At 47.5% G+C, this 22,176-nt stretch carries 18 protein-coding genes; 10 read left to right on the top strand and 8 right to left on the bottom strand.

Going from position 1 to position 22,176, the window contains the following annotated elements; translation table 11 throughout:
* Window positions 1-24 precede the first annotated feature (24 nt).
* From ilvD to AR688_RS16360, 3 genes are all read left to right on the top strand, one after another.
* The gene (gene ilvD / locus AR688_RS16370) at window positions 25-1,875 is read left to right on the top strand and encodes a dihydroxy-acid dehydratase (protein ID WP_068236457.1); all 1,851 of its coding nucleotides are present in this window, start codon (window positions 25-27) and stop codon (window positions 1,873-1,875) included.
* A 306-nt stretch (window positions 1,876-2,181) separates the two neighbouring features.
* Complete coding sequence (gene ilvA / locus AR688_RS16365; RefSeq protein ID WP_068236455.1) at window positions 2,182-3,750, top strand: threonine ammonia-lyase, biosynthetic; 1,569 nt, start codon at window positions 2,182-2,184, stop codon at window positions 3,748-3,750.
* Between the two features lie 169 nt (window positions 3,751-3,919).
* Window positions 3,920-4,954, top strand: a complete 1,035-nt coding sequence (locus AR688_RS16360; protein WP_068236453.1) for a Fic family protein — start codon at window positions 3,920-3,922, stop codon at window positions 4,952-4,954.
* A 130-nt stretch (window positions 4,955-5,084) separates the two neighbouring features.
* Here the strand turns inward: AR688_RS16360 and AR688_RS16355 are convergent, their stop codons facing one another.
* Window positions 5,085-5,816, bottom strand: a complete 732-nt coding sequence (locus AR688_RS16355; protein ID WP_068236451.1) for a MauE/DoxX family redox-associated membrane protein — start codon at window positions 5,814-5,816, stop codon at window positions 5,085-5,087.
* A gap of 169 nt (window positions 5,817-5,985) precedes the next feature.
* On the opposite strand from AR688_RS16355, the gene AR688_RS16350 reads away from it, so the two are divergent.
* Genes AR688_RS16350 through AR688_RS16335 form a run of 4 tightly spaced genes read left to right on the top strand, consistent with a single transcriptional unit; the run spans window position 5,986 to window position 7,300 of the window.
* Complete coding sequence (locus AR688_RS16350; protein WP_068236448.1) at window positions 5,986-6,195, top strand: ribosome alternative rescue factor ArfA; 210 nt, start codon at window positions 5,986-5,988, stop codon at window positions 6,193-6,195.
* 53 nt (window positions 6,196-6,248) lie between these two features.
* Window positions 6,249-6,437, top strand: coding sequence for a hypothetical protein (locus tag AR688_RS16345; RefSeq protein ID WP_068236445.1), 189 nt, complete (start codon window positions 6,249-6,251; stop codon window positions 6,435-6,437).
* An 11-nt stretch (window positions 6,438-6,448) separates the two neighbouring features.
* Window positions 6,449-6,736 carry a type II toxin-antitoxin system RelE/ParE family toxin gene (locus tag AR688_RS16340; protein ID WP_068236442.1) on the top strand — a complete coding sequence of 96 codons (288 nt, stop codon included), beginning with the start codon at window positions 6,449-6,451 and terminating at the stop codon, window positions 6,734-6,736.
* Between the two features lie 3 nt (window positions 6,737-6,739).
* On the top strand, window positions 6,740-7,300 hold the full coding sequence (locus tag AR688_RS16335; protein WP_068236439.1) for a hypothetical protein: 561 nt from the start codon (window positions 6,740-6,742) through the stop codon (window positions 7,298-7,300).
* Window positions 7,301-7,330: 30 nt separating this feature from the next.
* On the opposite strand, the gene AR688_RS16330 is transcribed toward AR688_RS16335, so the two are convergent.
* From AR688_RS16330 to AR688_RS16315, 4 genes are all read right to left on the bottom strand, one after another.
* On the bottom strand, window positions 7,331-8,914 hold the full coding sequence (locus AR688_RS16330; protein ID WP_068236436.1) for a non-canonical purine NTP pyrophosphatase: 1,584 nt from the start codon (window positions 8,912-8,914) through the stop codon (window positions 7,331-7,333).
* A complete protein-coding gene (locus AR688_RS16325; RefSeq protein WP_082694819.1) occupies window positions 8,902-9,867 on the bottom strand; it encodes a beta-ribofuranosylaminobenzene 5'-phosphate synthase family protein in 966 nt (321 codons plus the stop codon). The genes AR688_RS16330 and AR688_RS16325 overlap by 13 nt, the downstream gene beginning before the upstream one ends.
* Window positions 9,858-10,562 (bottom strand): hypothetical protein, encoded by a 705-nt coding sequence (locus AR688_RS16320; protein ID WP_068236431.1) that lies wholly within the window; start codon window positions 10,560-10,562, stop codon window positions 9,858-9,860. Before AR688_RS16320 ends, AR688_RS16325 begins: the two co-directional genes overlap by 10 nt.
* Window positions 10,563-10,852: 290 nt before the next feature.
* On the bottom strand, window positions 10,853-11,248 hold the full coding sequence (locus AR688_RS16315) for a DUF3037 domain-containing protein (protein WP_068236429.1): 396 nt from the start codon (window positions 11,246-11,248) through the stop codon (window positions 10,853-10,855).
* A 138-nt stretch (window positions 11,249-11,386) separates the two neighbouring features.
* Here AR688_RS16315 and AR688_RS16310 point away from each other — a divergent pair, with 138 nt between their 5' ends.
* Entirely contained in the window at window positions 11,387-11,728 is a 342-nt protein-coding gene (locus AR688_RS16310) for an FKBP-type peptidyl-prolyl cis-trans isomerase (RefSeq protein WP_068236426.1), read from the top strand.
* A gap of 46 nt (window positions 11,729-11,774) precedes the next feature.
* Here the strand turns inward: AR688_RS16310 and AR688_RS16305 are convergent, their stop codons facing one another.
* The gene (locus AR688_RS16305) at window positions 11,775-14,084 is read right to left on the bottom strand and encodes a CocE/NonD family hydrolase (protein WP_068236424.1); all 2,310 of its coding nucleotides are present in this window, start codon (window positions 14,082-14,084) and stop codon (window positions 11,775-11,777) included.
* A 146-nt stretch (window positions 14,085-14,230) separates the two neighbouring features.
* Between AR688_RS16305 and AR688_RS16300 the strand changes: the two genes are divergently transcribed.
* Window positions 14,231-16,294, top strand: a complete 2,064-nt coding sequence (locus AR688_RS16300) for a winged helix-turn-helix domain-containing protein (RefSeq protein WP_068236421.1) — start codon at window positions 14,231-14,233, stop codon at window positions 16,292-16,294.
* Between the two features lie 66 nt (window positions 16,295-16,360).
* Here the strand turns inward: AR688_RS16300 and malQ are convergent, their stop codons facing one another.
* Entirely contained in the window at window positions 16,361-18,499 is a 2,139-nt protein-coding gene (gene malQ / locus AR688_RS16295) for a 4-alpha-glucanotransferase (RefSeq protein ID WP_068236418.1), read from the bottom strand.
* On the bottom strand, window positions 18,486-18,938 hold the full coding sequence (locus tag AR688_RS16290; protein ID WP_082694833.1) for a helix-turn-helix domain-containing protein: 453 nt from the start codon (window positions 18,936-18,938) through the stop codon (window positions 18,486-18,488). Before AR688_RS16290 ends, malQ begins: the two co-directional genes overlap by 14 nt.
* Before the next feature lie 409 nt (window positions 18,939-19,347).
* Between AR688_RS16290 and AR688_RS16285 the strand changes: the two genes are divergently transcribed.
* Window positions 19,348-22,176, top strand: coding sequence for a TonB-dependent receptor (locus AR688_RS16285; RefSeq protein WP_197412261.1), 2,829 nt, complete (start codon window positions 19,348-19,350; stop codon window positions 22,174-22,176).

Raw genomic sequence — 22,176 nt, 5'->3', positions numbered from 1 at the left:
TTACCGAATACACGGAGTACCGCAATGCCAAAGTTAAGATCCGCCACCGTTACCGAAGGCCGCAATATGGCGGGCGCCCGCGCACTGTGGCGTGCCACCGGTGTTAAAGACACTGATTTTGGTAAACCGATTATTGCCGTGGTGAATTCATTCTGCGAGTTTGTACCAGGCCATGTGCACTTGCGTGATTTAGGCAAGCTGGTAGCAAAAAGCATTGAAGATGCCGGCGGCATCGCTAAAGAATTCAATACCATAGCCGTGGATGATGGCATTGCCATGGGCCATGGCGGCATGTTGTACAGCTTGCCGTCGCGTGAGCTGATTGCCGACTCGGTAGAATATATGGTCAACGCCCACTGTGCTGACGCCATGGTGTGCATTTCCAACTGCGACAAAATTACGCCAGGCATGTTAATGGCGGCAATGCGCTTAAACGTACCGGCTATTTTTGTTTCCGGCGGGCCAATGGAAGCGGGTAAAACCAAGCTGTCGGATCAAATTATTAAGCTCGATTTAGTCGATGCGATGGTGTCGGCGGCCGACCCTAAAGTCAGCGACAGCGACAGCGAGCAAATTGAGCGCAGCGCCTGCCCGACGTGCGGCAGTTGTTCGGGTATGTTTACCGCCAACTCGATGAACTGCTTAGTGGAGGCCTTAGGCTTAGGCCAGCCCGGCAATGGCTCACTGCTGGCCACTCATGCTGATCGCAAAGAGTTATTTGTCCAGGCCGGTTTCAGAATTATGGAGCTGTGTAACCGCTGGTATAAAAATGATGATGAGAGCGCCTTGCCGCGCAGTATCGGCAATAAAACCGCCTTTGAAAATGCCATGATGCTGGATATCGCCATGGGTGGCTCAACCAATACTGTGCTGCATTTACTGGCTGCGGCGCAAGAGGCCGAAGTCGACTTTACCATGGCTGATATCGACCGTTTATCGCGCATAGTGCCGCATTTATGCAAGGTAGCGCCGTCAACACAAAAGTACCATATGGAGGATGTGCATCGCGCCGGTGGCGTGATCGGCATTTTAGCCGAGCTGAACCGTGCCGGTTTGTTAAACCCCAATACGCCGCATGTATCCGGCAGCTCATTGGCTGCGGTGTTGGAGCAATGGGATCTTAAAACCAGCCCTTCCACACAAGTGCAGCAGTTTTACGCCGCCGGCCCGGCCGGTATCCGCACTACGCAGGCCTTTTCACAAAACTGCCGTTACCCCCGTGTCGACGACGATCGCGTAGAGGGTTGTATCCGCAGTAAAGAGCATGCTTATTCGCAAGACGGCGGTCTGGCCGTGCTGTTTGGTAACCTGGCACCGCAGGGCTGTATTGTAAAAACTGCCGGGGTAGAGCCGGAAAACCTGGTATTTAGCGGCCGTGCCCGGGTGTTTGAAAGCCAGGATGATGCGGTAGAAGCGATATTAAAAGGCAAGGTAGTGGCCGGCGATGCGGTAATTATCCGCTATGAGGGCCCCAAAGGCGGCCCGGGTATGCAGGAAATGCTGTACCCCACCAGTTACTTAAAATCTATGGGTTTAGGTAAAGCCTGCGCCTTGATCACCGATGGTCGGTTCTCCGGCGGCACTTCCGGTTTATCGATTGGTCATGTGTCACCGGAAGCCGCCAGTGGCGGTGCTATCGCGTTGGTGCAGGAAGGCGACAAAATTGAGATTGATATTCCCAAGCGCAAAATTGGTATTGCTATCAGCGATGACCAGCTGGCGCGACGCCGTGTTGCGATGGATGCCAAAGGTAAGCAGGGCTGGAAGCCGGAGAACCGCCAGCGGGTGGTTAGTTCTGCATTAAAAGCCTATGCCTTACTTGCCAGTAGCGCAGATAAAGGTGCTGTGCGGGATTTGTCTAAGTTAGAAGAATAAACAGCAAGACGTAAGGCGATGGGCAAGGTGTGCTCTTGCAGCAGCGGCAGGGATGCCGCGGAGGCTGAAAGGGCACAGGGATGTGATCCTTGAAGGCGGCGAAAAGAGCATTTCCTTGCCGTGAGCTTGAACTGGATTTGTGGGCTACGACAGGCAATAACACGCGGGGACGTTGTAAATACGTCCATGTAAACTCTTCTCCAGCATCCTTGCTGGAGAGGCCCCGCTTAGCTGTTACCTGTCTTCGCTTGAAACTTAAGCTTGCCGGATGGCACAAGCAACAAGACTAACTGCAGTGGAGCAACAATGAGTAACCTGGCAACAGTACAACAAGCGCAGACAGATACCGATTTGATGCAGCAGTATCTGCGCGAAATCCTGCTGTCGCCGGTATATCAGGCTGCGGTAGAAACCCCGCTGGATGCCATGACAAAGCTAAGCCAGCGGCTGGGCCACAACGTATTGCTAAAGCGCGAAGATAAACAGCCGGTGTACTCGTTTAAGCTGCGCGGTGCCTTTCATAAGCTGCACAAAGTAAAATTACAGAGCCCGGATGCCAGTGTGGTGTGCGCGTCGGCCGGTAACCATGCCCAGGGTGTGGCGTTATCTGCCAGTAAATTGGGGCTTAATGCCACTATTGTTATGCCTATTACTACACCGGAGATAAAAGTCGCGGCAGTAAAAGCGCTCGGCGGCAATGTGGTGCTGCACGGCACCGCTTTTGATGAAGCCAACAGCTATGCCATTAACCTGGCTAACAGCGAAGGCGCTATTTATATTCCACCCTTTGATGACAGCGATGTGATTGCCGGCCAGGGCACGGTGGCCAAAGAGCTGTTAAGTCAACATAACCAGCTAAATGCGGTGTTTATTCCGGTTGGCGGTGGCGGCCTACTGGCCGGTATGGCGGTGTATATCAAGGCGATACAGCCGAATGTAAAAGTAATAGGTGTTGAGCCGGAAGATGCCGCCTGCTTAAAAGCCGCCATGGCCGCCGGGTCGCCGGTAACATTGGAGAGGGTTGGCTTATTTGCCGATGGTGTAGCGGTAAAGCGGATTGGTACTGAGAATTTCAATGTCGCGAAGCGCTTTTGCGATGAAGTTATTACCGTCAGCAGTGACGAAATCTGTGCGGCAATAAAAGATATCTTTGATGATTTACGTGCCGTGGCCGAACCGGCTGGCGCGCTGGCATTGGCAGGCTTAAAAAAATACAGCCAGCAGTTGAAAAACAGCACCTTAAGCAAGCCGCAGCAGTTTGCTGCTGTGCTAAGCGGTGCCAATTTAAATTTTGATACGCTGCGTTATGTATCTGAACGCTGTGAGCTGGGCGAGAAAAAAGAAGCGGTGTTTGCCGTAACGATTCCGGAAGAAAAAGGCAGTTTCCGCCGCTTTTGCCAGACGCTGGGCGGCCGTGCCATTACCGAATTTAATTATCGTTATGCCAGTGATAATAAAGCGCATATTTTTGTTGGCATTAAGCTGCGGCACGGCCAGCAGGAGTTAAACACAGTAAAAGAATTGCTCAGCAAAGCCGGTTATGATTATCAGGATTTATCCGATGACGAGCTGGCTAAGTTGCATGTGCGGCATATGGTCGGCGGTATGCCACCACGTGAACTGCAAGAGCAGGTGTATCAGTTTAACTTCCCGGAATACCCGGGCGCGTTAATGAACTTCTTAAATACATTGGGCGAACACTGGAATATTACCCTGTTTCACTACCGCAACCACGGCGCCGCCACCGGTGATGTACTGGCCGGCTTTGAAGCGGCCAGCCATAACGATATTGCAGCTTATCTTGATAAGCTGGGCTACCAGTATCAGCAGGTCAGCAATAACCGCAGCTACCAAACATTTTTAACTACGGGTTGATGCTTGCGCTGCTATTAACGTCTCACACTGTTAAGTCAGTGCCGCTAACTGTCTAGTGCTGAAAATTTGCTCTGCGAGCCGATTAAGGCTATTATTCGGCTCATTATATGAGCCGATTGAGGTTGTTATTCGGCTCATCGCCCCCTAAAGCGCATTATGGATAACAACGATGAATAGCAACTGCTGGATTTGGCAACAGCCTGACTGGCCGGCGTTTCGCTGGCAGGATGCCGTTGTGCAGCCGTTGCTACGCCAGGTACGGTTGCAACTGGGGATATTGCTGGGTAGCACTATGGCTGCCAGCCAGCAGCAAAGTACAAAAGCGGCATTAGACATATTACTTAGCAATATTATTGCTTCCAGCGCTATAGAAAATGAGCGGCTAAATGCTGCCTCAGTGCGGTCTTCCCTTGCCCGGCGGTTAGGGGTGACAGAGCAGCAAACTTACCCGGTATCAGACCGCTCTGAAGGGCTGGCCAGTATAATGCTGGATGCGCTGCAACAATCTGCTGATGACATGACGCTGCAGCGTTTATTGCAGTGGCATCGCTGGTTGTTTCCAGAGCTCGGTATAGTGCAGGCGGTTAAACCCGGCGAATTACGTGGCAATGAACCGATGCAGGTAGTATCGGGCCGGCACGATAACCAGCTTGACCCTCTGTTACGTGCGGCGCTAAGCCATTTTTGGTTTATTACCCTGCACCCGTTTGAAGATGGCAATGGCCGTATTGCCCGCGCTCTGACTGATTTAGCGCTGGCCCAGGCCGACCAACAGAGTGTGCGGTTATACGCGATGTCGGTTGGCATACTGCAGCAACGTACTCAGTATTATGCGGTGTTAGAACAATGCCAACGCGGGGATATGGATATTAGCCACTGGCTTAGTTGGTTTTTGTCTACATTAATGCAAGTGCTACAGCAGGTTAGCGCCAAGGCTAATCTGGTCATACAGAAAAGTTTATTCTGGCAGCAACATCAACATAGCAGCTTGTCGGCAGAGCAGAAAAAAGTGCTGAATCGTTTACTGGATGGCGGTGACAAAGGTTTCAGCGATGGCATCAGCGCTGCCCAATATCAGGCAGTAGCCAAGGTCAGCAAAGCCACAGCAACCCGACACCTGGCCGATTTGCTCAATAAAGGCTGCCTGGAAAAACTCCCCGGCGGCGGGCGTAGCACCCGTTACCAGATCTGTTATCCAGAATAGCCGGATTATTTTCCCTTTCTGCCAGCAGCAGTTAAGAAGGCTTTACCAACCTGGCACTGCTCATATTGCCGCTTACCGTTTTGGTAATTATGTGGCTGGCAGTGTCGAAGCAAACGTTATGGTAAGCCAATTAACGCATAAACATCCATACCCCGGCGGCCAGCATAAACAGGTTCTCAGTTAACGAGATAAAACCCAGCGGTACCTTGCTGTCGCCGCCAACACAGGCGCAGGTTAATTCACGCTTATCAATATAAACAGCTTTAATCACTGATATAGCGCCCACAGTACCGATAAAGATAGATACCGGAGCCACCAGAATGACAGATAACCCCGCTATCATGCCAAGGCCAGCATAAGCTTCTAAAAACGGATAGATATAAGCGTATGGGATTAGTTTCATTGCCAGTAAATCGTAAGTAATAAACGAATTGGAGAACGTGTACAGGTCGCGCAGTTTTTGTATGGCCAGTATGATCATTGCCAGCGCGACAAACAGTTCTATCACTTGTATCACACCGCCGCTGAAGCCTCGCGCATAAGCGATGGCCAATGCTGTCAGCAGAGCGGTAGCAAAAATAGTAATCACTGGCGTATAGCTGGTACCTTGCTGACCGGCAGGAGGCTTATCGAAATAGCGCCGCAGGTCGTCATAACCGCCAATGCGTTTACCGTCGATAAAGGTTTGTGGTGTCGTCTTTACATCGTGCTGCTGCTTAAAGTGGTCGGTTTCTTCGCGTGATGTCAGCAGATGATCTGACACAGTAAAACCTTGCTGGCGCAGCAGGTATTTTGATTTCAGCCCAAACGGGCAGATATGCTCATCGGTTTTCATCCGGTATAAGGTGGCTTGTCTGGACATAGCATCCTCCTTTGGTGCGGTTAAAAAAACTGCTATAACGTCATTATAGCCAGTCGACTTTCTCTACACTTAACGACTGATAAACGCAGCTGTCAGCGGAACTTATTCCGCTTGCGCTGCCCTAACGGCACAGTTACACTTTGCGCGTTTTTTCAACAGGAGTAGCAAGATGAGTAAACCAGCGGCGTTCGAGCATGGCCGCGGCGAGATCCGCGATAATGCGATAAAGGCTTTAGTCACCAGTAAGTTGTTTCAAACCAGGGTGGTAAAGGCGAAAAAGGGCAAAGGCTCCTACAACCGAAAAGGGCGTAATTTAAAAGATTACGCCCTTGTTGTTTTGGTAAGCCGCTGTGTTAAACAACATGCCAGTGCTTTTTAATTGCTTTTCACCCGCATCCGGCCAACAATTACTGCGTTGAAGGAGATGCAACCATGCCAAGCCCGCTAAGAAAAGATGAAGCCCATAAACTGATAGATACATTGCCCGCTGATGCCACCTGGGACGACCTGATGGAGCAAATTTACGTACGCCAGGCGATAGAGAATGGCTTACGTGACAGTGAACAGGGCAAGTTGCAATCTGTGCAGGAAATCCGGCAAAAATACGGCTTGCCTGAGTAAGAGTGAACTAAGTGAAAGTACTTTGGTCTGCAAATGCTGCAGAACATCTGGATGCTATTTTTCAATACATCGCTGCAGACTCAGCAGTTTATGCACTTAAAACGGTTGATGAAATAACACGCCGCTCTGAGCAAATCGCCCAACATCCTTTATCCGGCAGAATAGTGCCTGAGTATAATCTGGCGCAAATTCGTGAGGTGCTATACGGGGATTACCGGATTATTTATTACATCAAACCTGATCAGATTGAAGTACTAGCGGTGATCAGAAGCCGAATGCATTTAACTGATATTGGCTAACCGATGAACCAACACTCTATGCTCAAAGATTTTATTGCCCTGCTGTTTTTCGGTATTTTGCTGATCGCAGGCAGTTGGACGTTACTCTATTCACTGCAAACGCAATTCGCTGAGATTTCCAGCGCCAAACCCCTTATTGTATTGAGTAGCTTTCATGGCTATCTGCCAGGTGCTTTGGTAGCTCTGGTGTTTATGCTCGGCTACGCTGCTAACCGACTGTGGCGCGGGCTACACAAGCAGCCGTTATCCGCTGACAACGGCAAAACCACTGCAATAGGTGTGTTGGCCGGTTTGGTTCTGGTAGTTATCGGCAGTTTTGCCATTAACACTTACTGGGACAACAAGGCAAAGTACGCCGGTTATCAGCCGTGCCCAGCGCTAACACTGTTAACTAACAGAGTAACTATAACGGCATGGAGCAAAAACGAAGCCTTGTGTTTTGATAATGATGCGCGCCGGATTATTGTACGCGGTACATCAGATGAAAAAGAAAAAATGTCGCAGTACTTTCATTACAAGGAGCAGAAGATGAAAATATACTCTATCGAGGGGTTTGTAAATTAGATTTATTAATCAATAATATAGCCTATTATTTCATGTTGAATTTTTTATGGGTGCTATCTTGCATCTTTTAATTAAGGTTCTAGCATGTCCGGCACCTGTATTAGATAACCTATATAGCTTTTTATTGTTTAAAACATCAAACTTTACCTCGAAAAACACATCGAAACTTTTGTTAAGGAGTCTGGCAACATTATTAATGAACTTTGGTTTTTCTAGCCCGAGAGTGCTATTTACTATTTTGCAAACTTCCCCAGTGGTAAGAAAGCTACTTTGCTCTCCTTTTGTCTTGCTTTTGAAAAGCGCTATTGTGATTAGATCTTTAAGCTTAAGATTTTCAATATTTTCGGAGTTGTTAAAGTCACTTATATGGAAGTCTGTAGGTCGTGTTTTTTCTACATAAATTTTGAAGTACTGATCGATAGAAAACACATTAGACACTTTCTCTATATAGCTATCTGACATAACTTTTTCTAAGCCCATAGAAAGCTCTCTTTTGTCTCTCTCTTGAAAATCTTCCTGCGTGTATCCTGCGCTATCCCGGTTTCTCTTAATAAATCGGAGATGCCGAGTATCTGCGTCAGCGTTTATGAAAATAGTCCTAATGCTACCAGCAACTAAGTTTTTTCTAATAAATTCAACCTCTTCTACTTTCCTGAATCCGGTAATGACTATATTAGGCCAGTGGTAAACTTCAAGGAAGTTGAGCACTCTCTTGGCCACCTCTGTTGGTTTAACTGACAAAAGATCACGAGCAAAGTCGCCAATTCTAACTTCACTTTTCTCTCCGTGCGTCTCTAAATAAATAAGGTGCATGAAGTCAGATGCTTCAATATGAAAAAAATTGAATTCTTGAGACAGGTAATCTGCGATAGTTGATTTCCCTGAGCAGCTTAGACCGACGACAATATGACATATTGACTCGTCGTAGAATTTCTTCTGACCGCTGTAACGCTTTTCTGGCGCAACTATATCTGTTAAGCCATGAGATACCAAGGTATCAAGCATTTTAGAAAATGCATCCTTTCTGAAATCATACTTATCGGCTATACCAATAGGTAACTCGCTAATCGGTAATTTTTCGTTTCCAGGACAAAACCATTTATTAAAAGACTTGTTGTCTAGCCAGGGGTATAACGTGTTTGTTTCTAAATTTAGATTTTGCCGTTCTGTAATATTACCATCAACACAACTAGAGAAATAAAATGTACCAGCTATGGGGATGTATAGTATCAAATCAGATCTAACTGTGACTCGACGGTCATTTCCTAGAAAAAAAAGTTCAAAGTCAATATCTTCGAAAGCCGTATCTCTCATCCAATATTTTACTTCTGTTCCAGGATATTCTAAATCATTTTTGCTTAATGCATGGATGATGACTGACGTGTCTTCAATTATAAATGGATGATTCTCTAGGCCTGCCCGTTTGGCTTGCTCTAAAGCACTATCTAAGCTCTCTTTTAAAAGAGACTTTCTGTCACTTGTTCGTGGTTCTGTGTAATTCGCGTGATACGTCTTTTCTCTGAAATTAACCACATTTACATCATGCCCTCTGCATAAATATCTTGCATGAATAGTTTTAGTTCTGTTTGATGTGAAAAATACTAACTCCAACATATAACTCTTCCAGCATTATCTGGCCTTGAAATGAAGGATTCCCAGTCATATAGTTTCGTAAATTTTTCTTTTATAAATTCTAAATCTTTCCCAAAAAAATACATAGAAGGGCCAATAGAGCTTAATCCGACACAGTCAGCACCAAGAGATAGTAAGTAGTCCATTTTTTCTCTTGCTCCATAATGAGCATCAATTTCAGAAGCCTTCCACTTAGTTCTCTGAATGCTGTTTATAGAGTGAGTAAACGCATCATAGTTAGAATCAATTATAGAGCCAAGTACACCGAATAAGCTGTAATAACATGCCTTATAGGCTTCATCATCATCTATCGGGCACACACGATCAAAAAATTTATTTTCATTCTCTCCTTCTATTTTAATACCGTTTCTAGGATGCACGACGCAGAATTCCCACTCAGGCATGCTTCCGGAGTAAACTAACGTTGGCACAACAACTTCGCTTTGTTGGCTGGAGGAGGGTTGGTGTTTTTTTCCATCAGCTTTCACCCCTATATCAAGACTCACTCCACCTCCAAAGTATGTGTTTACCCCTACTCCTGATGTGCCTCCTCTACCAGAGAACTTGACTAATAAGTCTTTGGTGTACTCAACGCCATTTAGCAAAAGTAAGCTTTCAATACATGCCAGTGTTACTGACGTACCAGTGCCGAGTCCAATATGGAAATCATTTATATTTGATAAGTCTATTTCAACACCATATTTTAGCGAAAGCTCTTCTTTTACTGTGTGAAGTCTATCTTCTATATATTTCAGTTTTCTGATAGAAAGCGCTGAGTCAGCAGGAGTTACAATTACTTCTCTCGATATTTTTGCTTTAATGAAATTCCTTTCATTTTTTATGGAAAATCCTATGCCACCATTTTTTCTAATACGACAGTCATGCATGGCAATTAACGTTATATGAATTCTAGCCGGTATTCTAATTAAAAGCATGGAGTAGATCTCTCCCAAACGTCAGAGAAGTAAATAAGATATCCCTTTGCAAACTTTGCTCTAGTGTAAAAATGAATTGAATGGTTGTATCTCCGACCTGTTGGGTGGAAATAAGGGCCGACTATGGTTTCATGTTCTGTGGAGAATATATTGTGAGAAGGAGCTGTATTATACTTTCTAACACTAATAGGGTAATTACACCTGATTTTTATTTCCTTCAGCTTTGCAATAGTTCTCTCTAAGTCGTTAATTTCAGATTTATCAACTTGTTCTTCTGAAGCAATCAGTAATTTTACTTCCACTCCTCGTGCTAAGGCAGATATGAGTGAGTTGTCACCTTCTACATTGGAGCAAAAGTCCTCTACAAATCTTCTGGCTGTATAAAACATCATATTTATCTGTTCGTCGGATTCGTCTACAAGTTTCTTGTAATAATTTTTGTCATCTCTTCTATCCAGAAAATTAATTACCCCATTCTTCTTCAAAAATTCGTTATTTCTCTGCGTTTCCCAAGACACTATAAATTGTATAGTTACCGCTATCATGGTGACGAATGCACCGCCAGTAATATTCTGAACCTTGCTTGAGGTGTTACCAAAAAAAGTAAAGTAAGCTAAAATGAAGCAAACAATTAGGTAGAAAAATAACGTTATAGTGCTCCACCTTATTGTTATTTTTTTATTTATATCAATCATATTAACTCCATGGTGTGCAACTGTTATTTAAACCTTGCTTCACTGAAACGTCGTCTTTTATTATTTTATAATGATACTTAGATTTGTCTAATAGCTGCATTGCAAAGAGATTTTTATCCTGTTTCAAAAAGGGCATAAATTTGGCTGGTCATAACTTCCCTTTTCCTGCTGTAGGCATATAGCTCTTTATTGTTTATGGCTTTAACCTAAGCCATGCTTGAGTAAAAGAAAAGCACTTTTTGGTACATTAGTAAGCAAGATGTAGCAAAGCGCCGAAGCCACTCCGCGCTCTACTTCTTTAAAAGCACTAAGCGCTCAAACAACTGCTCAAGCACGGCTGCAGGTTTTTGCTCCAGATATAAAGAACGTAGCTCAGAGTAGCGCACCAGCGTTTCTCTTGGCCGCACCACTTCCTGCATCTGCTGCGCTAACTCTTTTGCTGTAAGCCGGGTGACATAGGTTTGCAGCCTTTGCAGCTCTTGTTCTACCGTTTGCAGTGTGGCTTTGTATAGCTTGCCTTCAAGATCTTCAAAAAAATCAGTTACCCGGGCAAAGCGGGTGGGTGCTAAACGGAAATCAAGCAAGCCTAATTCAGGGGCGCACAGCACTATGCCGACGTTAGCAAATTCGCCCGTCTCAACATGAGGTAGAAACCGTACAATTGCATACTGATACAGTGTTTTCATATCAGTACCTCCATAACTCGCGGTAGTTCTGATCTGGTTTAAACTTAATCAGTTAGTTAACGACTGGCAAGCAATTCCGGTTTTAAAAGCGTTGTCTCCCGCTATAATTCGTTTTTTACGATTAACGAAGATATCCCCATGCAAGCTGAAGTAAAAATTGAAGACCTTATCGAAGGCACCGGCAAAGCCGCTGAGCGCGGGGCGCTGATCACTGCGCATTACCGCGGCTGGCTGGAAGATGGTACCGAGTTTGATTCATCTTACAAACGCGGCGAGCCGTTTCAAATAGTGCTAAGCAATAACCGCGTAATTCAGGGCTGGATACTTGGCCTTAAGGGCATGAAAACCGGTGGTAAGCGTAAGCTTTGGGTGCCGGCGGTTCTGGCGTATGGCGAGCGCCAGATTGGCACGATGATCCCGCCCAACAGTAATCTTATTTTTGAAATTGAACTGCTGGAAGTACTGACTCGGGATGACTGACCGCATTATTGCCGCATTGCTGCGATCAGTCCCGGTAACTCCTGATTTATCTGGCCATTGGCCGCAGGGGTAAATCAATGTAGCTGCCGCTAAGCCATGCCAGTTGCAGCGGCTCTGCTGCGTCCTTTATCGATTCGTCACTGACATCGCCCCCGGTGCCATAGTTTATTTGCGCAAACGCATTGTAGTTAACATTTGCCAGTAACAGCAGGCGGCTGCCTTTGCTGATTTTTTTACCAATCATCCGGCTGCGGCTAAACGGGATTTTCTCAGGCTGCCCGGGTATCAGCAGTTGCCTGCGGGTTGGGTCTTTGGCATAGCTGGCACGGCCAAGAAAATAGCTTAAATGGAAGTATTGCCCGTCTGGCGTTACCTCATACAACGTTAAGCCCAGATCGACATCTTTTTTATTCAGCCGCAGTACCAGCTCGCCACTGAAGGCGCCGGCCAGTGCCATATCTTCTGTTAAGGGTCTGCTGAGTAACTGCAAACCGTTCTCTGGCACAAAGGCCGGCTGTACTATCGGGCTGGGATAATAATGCTGGTTGTAACTCTGGCTTCTGTCTTTAAGATCGATGTGTTGCTCTGCTATTACTGCAGTGTCCGGGGCCTTGGGTTGCAATTGATAAGATCCATCAGCGGCTGGCGGCGAAAAATATAACCGTTGCTTTTGTTGTTCCAGCGCAGTTAATGAGGCGGCATAGCGCCAGCTGTTATCACCCATCAATTGATAAGTTATTTTATCTTTGAGTAACGCCGGTTTAGTTTTGCCTTTAAGCACATAGTCAAACCAGCCGAAAGTTAACGACAGCAAATCTAAGTGAGCTACTGCATCAAGTTTATAGTCGCGCAGTATCGTGGTTGAACCATGCTGGGCACCGAAGTGATCATAAGGCCCGATCACCAGGTAATGTTCTGCCTGCGGCCGGTGCCGGCTGTGGTCGTGCACATACTGCAATGCAGAAATCTGGCCATCATCGTAGTAGCCGGTAATGCTTAATACCGGAATAGTTAAGCGGGCATATTGCTCAGCGGTTGGGATCATATCTTGCCAGTAGTTGTCAAAAGACGGATGGCGCAGCCATTTTTGTAACCAGGGATTAGCCTGGCCGGCAGTCTGGTCAAACTCGCGGTAAGGCCTGCCACTTTGGTACCACTGCTGGTTAATGGCAAACCAGTTCTGCGCTTCATAGGCCGCATCATCGTTATAGCGGCCATTACTGACAAAAAACGGCCAGGCATAATTGGCATTGAGAAAAATATTATTTTCCATTGGCAGGCCCTGACCGGGGATCGCCGCCGCTGCTGGTACTATGGTTTTCAGTGCCGCCGGTAGTGTTTTGGCTGCGGCCCACTGGGTAAAACCAAGGTAGCTGCCACCATACATGGCAACCTGGCCATCGCACCATGGTTGTTGGCTAATCCAGTTGATCACGGCGGTAACATCCTGGCTTTCGTTCTCGTACGGCGTTATGGCTGCTGTGCTGTGTCTTTTGCCGCGTGAATCTGATACCACGCCGACATAACCGCGGGCGGCTGCAGCAATGGCATGCTGTAAATTACCGGCTTCGTCGGCGTAAATACTGGCGCTTAAAATAGCGGGTAGTGGCGTATTGTGCTTTTTGCTACGCACTACCATGGCAGAAAGCTCAATGCCTTCGGCGGTGCGGATCATTACTTTGGTATTTATGTGGTAGCGCGTCTGTCTGTCTTGCTGCAGTGGTACGGCGGCCAGTTGCAGCACCTGTGCATATAAATAGTAATCAGCATAGGCACTGAAGAATTGTAGCCACAGATCACGTTGCGCCGGGTTTTGCCGGTTAAATAGCAACTCAGCGCCTGTTGCAGCAGAGGCCAGCCGCTGCCGCATTAACTGCAGATAGCTGAAATCTGCCGCAATACTGCGGGTAGCAAAACGGCTGGCCAGATGGGCATCGGCATCAGACAGTGTGCCAATATAGTGTGAAAATACGTCGGCGAAGGCATTATCCAGCTTTTGCTCTGTGGCGTTTACCTTTAACCGGGCCTGTGCCAGCAGTTCAAAGGCTATCAGCTCATAGGGGTTGGCATTGCTGCGCTGAGCCTGGTGTTCTGTGCGCAGCGCATAGAGTTGTGTTAAGGCGGCCTCATTCTGGTTTAACAGCAGCAGCAACCGCAATTGCTGCGAAGTGGTGGCATCTTGCAGCAACTGCCCGGCAATAGCCTGATACTGTTCAGGTAGCTGTAAGGTACTATCTGATAGCACAAGTGGCGGTAAAGGTTCAGGTTGCCAGGGCAGGTTTTGCTGTGCGGCAACAGGTATTGTCAGTAAGCCAAGCAGCGCCAGCAGATAAAAACGATATAACAGTGTAAACACAGTAAACTCCTTACAGGATGATATTCAGCGCCAGCATAGAGCTGGCCAGCGGTAAGGTCGTGTACAAGACGTGATTTTTTATGACCAGAAGTGACCTGGCGCCGAAATAGGGTAAGATCCGGCCAGGTTTATAAGGGAGTACCTGCATGCGGTGGCAGTTAGCCGGGATACAATTTTGTGATGATAAGCATCTGCTGTGGCGCAGTACTGAGTTAATCCAACTGGAGCCGAAACAGGCTGAGGTATTAGCTTATTTCTGCCGCAACCCCGGCCGGATGATTAGCCGGGATGAATTTATTGCACAGGTTTGGCAAGGCCAGATAGTCACCGACAATGCCATCAACCGTATTATTGCCAAATTACGCAAATCATTGGGCGACTCAGCTAAACACAGCGAATTTATTATTACTCTGCCACGCAAAGGCTACCGTTTTATCGCACCGGTGAAACAGCTTGCTGCAGGTGATGAGATGCCGCCAGTTGCAACGATGCTGGTAACTTCCCGTTCGCGCTGGCATAGGGCCATTCTCGGCTGGCTGCTGAGTGTGCTAACGGCTTCTGTAGCAGTGGCCTGGTACTGGTATTCTGCCACACCACAAGCTGTCTATTTGCTGTCAGAACCGCTGACCAGAGAGCAAGCAGAAGAAGTACTGCCGGCTTTGTCGCCGGATGGCCGCTGGCTTATCTATTCAGCTTATCAGGGCCAGTGGCTGAGGTTGTATATTAAAGATCTGCAATCCAGCCAGATTTGGCCGTTAAGTCACGGCGAAAGTCATGCTGGTAATGGTGGCTGGTCGAAAGATGGCCGTCGTTTTGTGTACTACCAAACCACAGCCGGCAGTTGTCAGCTTACTTTGCTGGAGTTTAGTGCGGAAAGTATGCCAACGCTGCTATCTCAAAATACGGTGCATCAGTGTCCGGCAGGCAGTTATGGGAATGTTGCTTTTAGCCATGATGGCCGCAAACTGATTTTTAGTGAAAATAGCGGCCCGGGCACGGCGTATTTTATTTATCTGAAAGACCTGGGCAGCGGAGAAATTTACCAGCCTGCCCAACCAGCGGTTTTTCTGGCCGGTAATGCAGAATTTGATTTACATCCCAGCAAGGAACAACTGCTGATCGCCTCACCGGACGAAGCCCAGCAACTGGCTTATTATGTACTTGATATAGAAAAGAATAAGCTTAGTTATTTATTTAGTAAGAACCAGTGGTTATGTTGCCCTATCTGGAACCAACAGGGCAATGCTATCCTGCAAACAGACTCTGATCCGGCGAATAATATTTTACAGCTGAGTCTTAGCGGTAAGTTACTGCACAAGGTATACAGTGCCGGTCATGGCATCTTCAAATTAAAACGGGTAGCGGATGGCCACAGCTATGTATATTCCGGCGCTAGCAGCAACCAGCAGATCCGTGTTAAACCGATTACAGCCGATAAACCGCTAACGCTGATAACCTCATCAGTCAGCGACTCTTTACCCCGAGTGTCGAACCAACAGCAACAACTGGCATTCGTTTCCGAGCGCAGCGGTAGCCGTGAAATCTGGTTACATCAGTTAAGCAGCGGCGAAAACCGCAAATTAAGCCAATTGGGCCGGAATGACTGGATCTATGACGTACAGTGGTCGCCGGATGACAGCCAACTGGCGGTACTGCTTATTAATACGCTAAAGCTGATTAATGTTGATACCGGCCAGGTGCTGACACTGCCTTTACCTGCGCAGGAAATCCGCGGTATATCCTGGGTTACCAATAGCAGTTTGGCATTTAGCTTATTAGTTGGTCAGCAGTGGCGGTTACATCATTACGATGTCGCAGCACAACAACTGCAGATCCAGCCTGGCAGCTGGGCATATGCCAGTTATGATGCGCAGTCACAACAGGCACTTTTTATTGATCAGCAGCAACAGCTATTTTTACAACAACAGCCGTTAGCGTTGCAATTGCCGCAGCAGATTGACCGCCACCGGCGTTTTTACTTTAGCCTGAGCCAAGGCAAACTGTATTTTATGCAACCGACAACCGGGGAAAATACAGAGGCTAACCGCGGTGTTATGACACTGTGGCAACTGGATACCACCAGCGGCGAGCAAACAAAACTGATGGCTCTGAGCGGCAGCCAAAGCTTTAGTGTCAGTGAACAAGGGGTCTACTTCACTACAAGAGCCGCACCCGAGGCCGATATTTTTCGTATCAGTGAGCTCGACTAGCCTATTAATAATTTATGACTTCTCGCTAAAACCCGACTGTATTTCAGCCGGGTTTTAGCGAAGGTGTTATTGTCTGGCGGTTCTGATGTCGGCGATCAGTTCAAGTACATCCGGGCGCTGCAAAATGGCGTCGATGTTATCTGTCAGGCGCCGGCGCCAGTTTGGATATTCATTGCTGGTGCCCGGAATATTCACCGGGGTAGACATCAGTAATAAATCTTCCAGCTGAAAGGCAAATAAGCGCGCAGGTTGTTGCGCAGTAAACAAATGGCTGGCGCGGATCAACTGCTGATAGTCACCTTCATGTAATTGCAGGCGCTGGCTCATCAGTTGTTTTTCATCGGCACGCAGCTGATAAAGGCTGTCGGCTACCTGCGGGTTAGGAAATAAATCCAGTTCGTGGCGCAGCTCAAGATCACCTTGCTGCCAGTATCCCACCAGTGTTGGCATATCGTGTGTGGTGACCGTTGCCAGTGCCAGTTCCGGATAGGTTTGGGCGGAGTAATCGTAGCTGCCGGTTTTTTGCTCCAGCATAAATACTCGGTACGACAACACCTGATACTGTGCCAGCAAATGGCTGATCTCTACCGGCACTGTGCCTAAATCTTCGCCTATTACCACGCAGCTGTTGCGCTGGCTTTCCAGCGCCAGAATGGCAAACAGGTCGGCAGCCGGAAAGCGGATATAAGCGCCGGCTGTGGCATCGGCACCTACCGGACAACACCACAAGCGTAACAGCGCCATCACGTGATCCAGCCGTAATGCTCCGGCAAAGCGCATATTGGCTTGCAGCAGTTCAATAAAAGGCTGATAAGCCTTTTGCCGTAAGGTTTGCGGGTTGTAGGCTAACAAGCCCCAATTCTGGCCTTTGGGTGCCATAATATCGGCCGGTGCACCTACGCTTAAATCCAGCAGGTAATCTTCCGGTGCGCCCCAGCTTTCTGCACTGCTGCGGCTGGTGCCAACGGCAACATCGCAATACAGGCCAATGGCCATGCCGTGCAGCTGACACAAACGCTTTACCTCTGCCAGCTGCAACTGCGCCTGCCACTGCAAATACAGTTGCTGGTTTATGGCGTCGCTGTTTGCACTGGCAAATTCGGCTACGGCACTGCTGTGCGGATCGCGCAGTTGCTGCGGAAAGTTTTGCCAGGCGGCCATATTCCAGTCTTGCTGAAATAACTGCCCCTGCAACACCTGATAAATAGTCAGCTGGCGCAGGCTATCGCCACCTTCTGCCACAAACTGCTGAAACAGCGCTGCTCGGGCGGTGTTTTTTGCCAGATGTTGCTGTTTAAACTGCTGAAACAATAACGTCGCCACCGCTTTTTTGGCTGCGGCTACGCCGATATAGTCAACGTAAGTTTGCTGGCGTAAATGTTGTAAGCGCTGCTGAAAACTTTCAGAGTTAACCAGTTGCTGTGCGGCTGTGCAGTCAGCAAATTCTGCGGTGTGCTCTAACGCGACATATTCGGTATTTAACCATAAGCGGCTGTTCGGGCTGTAAGGGCTGCAGTCTTGCGGTAATTCGGGGTACAGTGCATGTAGCGGGTTTAAACCAATAAAATCAACACCTTGCTCTGCCAGTGTCGCAACCATCTGTTGCAGATCGGCAAAGTCGCCAATGCCCCAGTTGCGCGCCGATTTAACCGCATACAGCTGAATAGCCGGGCCAAAAGTTTTATGCAGCACGGCTTTGTCATGCAGCTGAAAGCAGCGCTGTGGTGTAATAATCAGTTGCTGGCTGTAGTGCTGGCGGCTATTGCTTAGCGTTAACTGGTGATATCCCAGTGGTAAGCTGATATCTAAAACCAGTTCTGCGGCCAGTACTTCGCCCTGGCGGGTTTGCTGGCGTTCAGTGATGTCTTTGGCGGCAATAGTAAGGCTGCCGCTGAACTGCTGTTGTTCTTCAGTGTTAATTTGCCATTGCCAGTCGCTGACGGCGTTTTGCTGTAACTGTTGTACACGAATGCGCAGTGGCTCGCCTTGCTGACACACAGTAACCGGGGCAATAACTTCAAGCCATGGCTGCTCACTTAGCTCAACGATTTTTTCCTGCAAGGCATCATTCGACGTTAAGTCGTATCCCATTGCCTGCAATATGGCCTGCTGTTTATCCAGGCTAATCACTTCAGTATGGCCCTGCGCGTGTACGTAGTTGTCCTGCAAACCCACCAGTGCGGCGAGTTGCTTAATTAATTCCATAATTCACCTGTAACCCCGGCTGGTGCAAGCCGGATAAATGACGACGTCTGTTTGCCGCGAGCTGCTGACGCTGGCGAAACACGCCCGGTGAGCAGCCCTGCCAGCATTTAAATGCTTTTTGAAAGCTGCTCTGTTCTGCAAATCCAAGCTGAAAAGCAATTTGCTGCAGGCTCAGGCTGGCGTCTTGTAAATAGTGATATGCCAGCTGGTGCCGGCACTGACACATCAGCTGGCGAAAGCTGGTATCCGCTTGCTGCAGGGCACGTTGTAGCGTACGGCTGCTCATATTCAGTTTGCTGGCGGCATCCGTTAATCTGGGTGCCTGCGGCAGTTGCTGCAGAATAAACTGGCGCAGCTGCGCTAATACCGGTTGTGGCTGTGTACTCTGGCTGCTGTCAAACGCCGCCAGGCTATATCCCGTCAGAATATTATTTTTCATATTTTGCTCCGCGCTGGCAGCAAAGCAAGATCCACAAGTTTGCTACGGGCTGCCATATGGTGGTGCAAGCATAAATCAGGGTTATGTATTTATTAAACCTGTTGCATACGTATGCATTGAAAATATCGTGCGGCAAGGTCCTGCACCGGGCCGCAGATCTGTTCTGGCAAGCGGCACAGGCGGCTGTTAGTCTAAACCTATGCAGCCAGAATGCAGTGTGCACTCCGTTGGTGCGTTTTTGCGATGGTCGCTCTGTGTTTGTGCAAATTAGTAATTATGAATACGTATTCATGTTGAGGTGTTGCGCTAATAAGTTTAATAAATAGCCTTAGACAAAAGTCTGGTTGTACTGATACGGCTGCGCTTACAGCTGACAGACAGCACACACAACACACCGGGGATGAAGGACATGACTAAATTTAAACTCAATATGTTGACGGTTGCCTTAGCAACGGTCGGGTTGAGCAGCTACAGTATTGCAGCCCAAGAAACATTGGCTGACGCAGAACAACGCGAGTCGCCAGCAGAAGCCAGAGAGAAAGCAAAGGCTGCTGCAAGCGTAGAAGTTATTGAAATAAAAGGCTTTAGGCGCTCTGTCGCCGAGTCAATTAACACCAAACAATACTCTAACAGCATTGTAGATTCTGTTTCTGCTGAAGATATCGGCAAGCTGCCGGATTCCAGTATTGCTGAATCTATAGCACGCTTACCGGGCTTGTCAGCACAGCGTTTGGATGGCCGTGCCAGTCTGATTTCTGTTCGTGGTATGGGTGGTGACTTTAATACCACAACATTTAACGGCCGCGAGCAGGTTTCTATCGGTGATAACCGTGGGGTTGAATTTGATCTGTACCCATCTGAGGTTATCAGTGAAGTTGTAGTATATAAAACGCCTGATGCATCACTTATCACTCAGGGGATTGGTGGTACTGTTGATTTACGCTCAGTACGTCCGTTAGACAAAAGCGAACGCATAATTAATGCGAACGTGCGTTTTGAGAAAAACGGTTTAGAAGCGGTTAATCCAGATATGGATGATCAGGGTAAACGTGGCTCTATAGGTTATATCAACCAGTTTAATGACGGCAAAGTGGGTGTGGCGTTGGCCTACGCACATATGCAATCACCCAACCAGGAAGAGCGCTGGCACGCCTGGAACTACGACCGCAACGAAGATGGCATTCGCAGGCTGGGTGGCGCTAAGCCATATGTTCGTTCTTCTGAACTGACCCGGGATTCAGTGCTTGGTGTACTGGAATTTGCGCCAAATAAAGATTTACATCTGACATTTGATGCCATGTACGTGGATTTTGAAGACAAACAAATCTTACGTGGTGTTGAGTTACCAATTGGTTATGGTCGTGATGATGGCTCTTCTACTATCGACATACTGGAAGAGCGTGATGGTGTGGCAACACGTTTCCGTGCTAATGATGTTAAAGGCATAGTACGTAACGACGTGAACTTCCGTCAGGCAGAATTGACCTCGTTTGGCGCGAACGTTGAATACCAGTTGTCTGACTGGACTCTTGAAGCCGATTTAAGCTATTCAAAAGCCGACCGTAAACTGTGGGTTATGGAAAGTTATGCCACAACCGGTCGTGGTGGTAATGCAGGCCAGGGCGTGGGTGACGATATTATCGTTGAAATGAACGATAGCCTTACCGGTGCTACTTTTACCCCTTCTCTGGATTACTCAGACCGCGCATTATTTGAGTTAGGTGCGGCAAGGAACTGGGGCGTAGGTGAAGTGGGCGTTGATGGTCAGGACGGTAATTTACTGACGCCTGAAACTAAAGACGAAATGACGACCTTCAAGCTTGCTGCAAACCGGTTATTAGAAAATGACTTTTTTAGTTCTGTAGAGGTAGGTGTTAACTACAGCAAACGTGAAAAGTCGAAAGTAGACTACGGTGAATACTTACGCGTGCCTAATTACGTGGCCGGTGACGTAAATTCGACCTTACCTATTGCCGATAAATATTATTTGGGTAACGTATCTCTTGGTTATCTGGGCATGGGTAACATGATTGCCTATGACTCACTGGCAATGTATCACGATGGTGTATATGACTCTGTAGTGCAGGGCGACACTGTGCCTGACAAATGGCGTGGTACCTGGACAGTATTTGAAGATATTTATACTACTTACGTAAAAGCGGATATCAGCAGCTATGTGTTTGATTTACCGTTATACGGTAACGTCGGCGTGCAATATGTGTACACAGACCAAAGCTCGGATGGTTTTCAGGTCAGTTCACGCCCTGAAGGTGGGTTAAATATTGATCCAACAACGCAGGGTGACAGCTACAGCAATGTATTACCAAGTTTAAACCTGGTATTAAAAGTAACTGATGAGCAGCAATTGCGTTTTGGCGCAGCACGCACTGTGGCACGTCCACGTATGGATCAAATGAACTCAAGCTTTAGCTATGGTTTTGATCGCGGACGCAACAACCCTGGCGTGTTTAACCCTGACGATTTAACCACGTCACCATGGAGTTCTGGTAGCGGTAATCCGTCACTAAAACCTATCGTTGCCGATCAGTTTGATCTGTCTTACGAATACTACTACACCAGCGAAGGCTATGTGGCTGCGGCTGTGTTCCATAAAGACATAAAAGACTGGGTTGCCAATAACGATACCATTTTTGACTTCTCAGACTTTAACACGCCTAACCCGGAAGATGTGCCAATTACCAACCTGGGTGTTAATACCATACCGGACAACGTTGGTGATGCCAAAGTGAGTGGTGCTGAGTTAACAGCAGTAGTGCCATTTAATGTTCTGACTGAAGCACTGGATGGTTTTGGTGCGGTGTTAAGTGCTACTTTCCTGGATTCAGAAGTAGATGTGAAAGGTATGCAGCAGGAGATCCCTGGCTTATCTGACAAAGTATACAATTTCACTGTGTACTATGAAAAAGCAGGTTTTCAATTCCGTACCAGCATGAACTACCGTTCAGAGTATCAGGGCGCAGTGCGTAATCAGACTGCTAACCTGGATACCAGAACAGCAGCAGCTGAAACCTTGTGGGACGCACAACTGGGCTACGATTTTTCAGAATCGTCTATCGATGCTCTGAAAGGCCTGAGCGTGACATTCCAGGTACAGAATATTACCGACGAACCTTTTGTTACCAACTTTGTTGATGGTGAAACCGGCCAAGTTATTGGCGCGCAAGACTATCAAAGATATGGCCGTAACTTTATGCTTGGCTTTGGTTATAAGTTCTAA

Origin of the sequence: Rheinheimera sp. EpRS3, from assembly GCF_001513785.1 — a bacterium.
GTDB lineage: Bacteria > Pseudomonadota > Gammaproteobacteria > Enterobacterales > Alteromonadaceae > Alishewanella.
This window is presented reverse-complemented; position numbering and strand designations above follow the sequence as displayed.

What these genes read in the sequence shown, in the direction of transcription:
- AR688_RS16335 (WP_068236439.1), top strand. Translation starts at nt 6,740, where the DNA reads ATGAACCAACACTCTATGCTCAAAGATTTTATTGCCCTGCTGTTTTTC.
- AR688_RS16315 (WP_068236429.1), bottom strand. Translation starts at nt 11,248, where the DNA reads ATGAAAACACTGTATCAGTATGCAATTGTACGGTTTCTACCTCATGTT.
- AR688_RS16310 (WP_068236426.1), top strand. Translation starts at nt 11,387, where the DNA reads ATGCAAGCTGAAGTAAAAATTGAAGACCTTATCGAAGGCACCGGCAAA.
- AR688_RS16360 (WP_068236453.1), top strand. Translation starts at nt 3,920, where the DNA reads ATGAATAGCAACTGCTGGATTTGGCAACAGCCTGACTGGCCGGCGTTT.
- AR688_RS16345 (WP_068236445.1), top strand. Translation starts at nt 6,249, where the DNA reads ATGCCAAGCCCGCTAAGAAAAGATGAAGCCCATAAACTGATAGATACA.
- AR688_RS16355 (WP_068236451.1), bottom strand. Translation starts at nt 5,816, where the DNA reads ATGTCCAGACAAGCCACCTTATACCGGATGAAAACCGATGAGCATATC.
- ilvD (WP_068236457.1), top strand. Translation starts at nt 25, where the DNA reads ATGCCAAAGTTAAGATCCGCCACCGTTACCGAAGGCCGCAATATGGCG.
- AR688_RS16300 (WP_068236421.1), top strand. Translation starts at nt 14,231, where the DNA reads ATGCGGTGGCAGTTAGCCGGGATACAATTTTGTGATGATAAGCATCTG.
- AR688_RS16325 (WP_082694819.1), bottom strand. Translation starts at nt 9,867, where the DNA reads ATGCTTTTAATTAGAATACCGGCTAGAATTCATATAACGTTAATTGCC.
- malQ (WP_068236418.1), bottom strand. Translation starts at nt 18,499, where the DNA reads ATGGAATTAATTAAGCAACTCGCCGCACTGGTGGGTTTGCAGGACAAC.
- AR688_RS16285 (WP_197412261.1), top strand. Translation starts at nt 19,348, where the DNA reads ATGACTAAATTTAAACTCAATATGTTGACGGTTGCCTTAGCAACGGTC.
- AR688_RS16350 (WP_068236448.1), top strand. Translation starts at nt 5,986, where the DNA reads ATGAGTAAACCAGCGGCGTTCGAGCATGGCCGCGGCGAGATCCGCGAT.
- AR688_RS16320 (WP_068236431.1), bottom strand. Translation starts at nt 10,562, where the DNA reads ATGATTGATATAAATAAAAAAATAACAATAAGGTGGAGCACTATAACG.
- AR688_RS16290 (WP_082694833.1), bottom strand. Translation starts at nt 18,938, where the DNA reads ATGAAAAATAATATTCTGACGGGATATAGCCTGGCGGCGTTTGACAGC.
- ilvA (WP_068236455.1), top strand. Translation starts at nt 2,182, where the DNA reads ATGAGTAACCTGGCAACAGTACAACAAGCGCAGACAGATACCGATTTG.
- AR688_RS16330 (WP_068236436.1), bottom strand. Translation starts at nt 8,914, where the DNA reads ATGTTGGAGTTAGTATTTTTCACATCAAACAGAACTAAAACTATTCAT.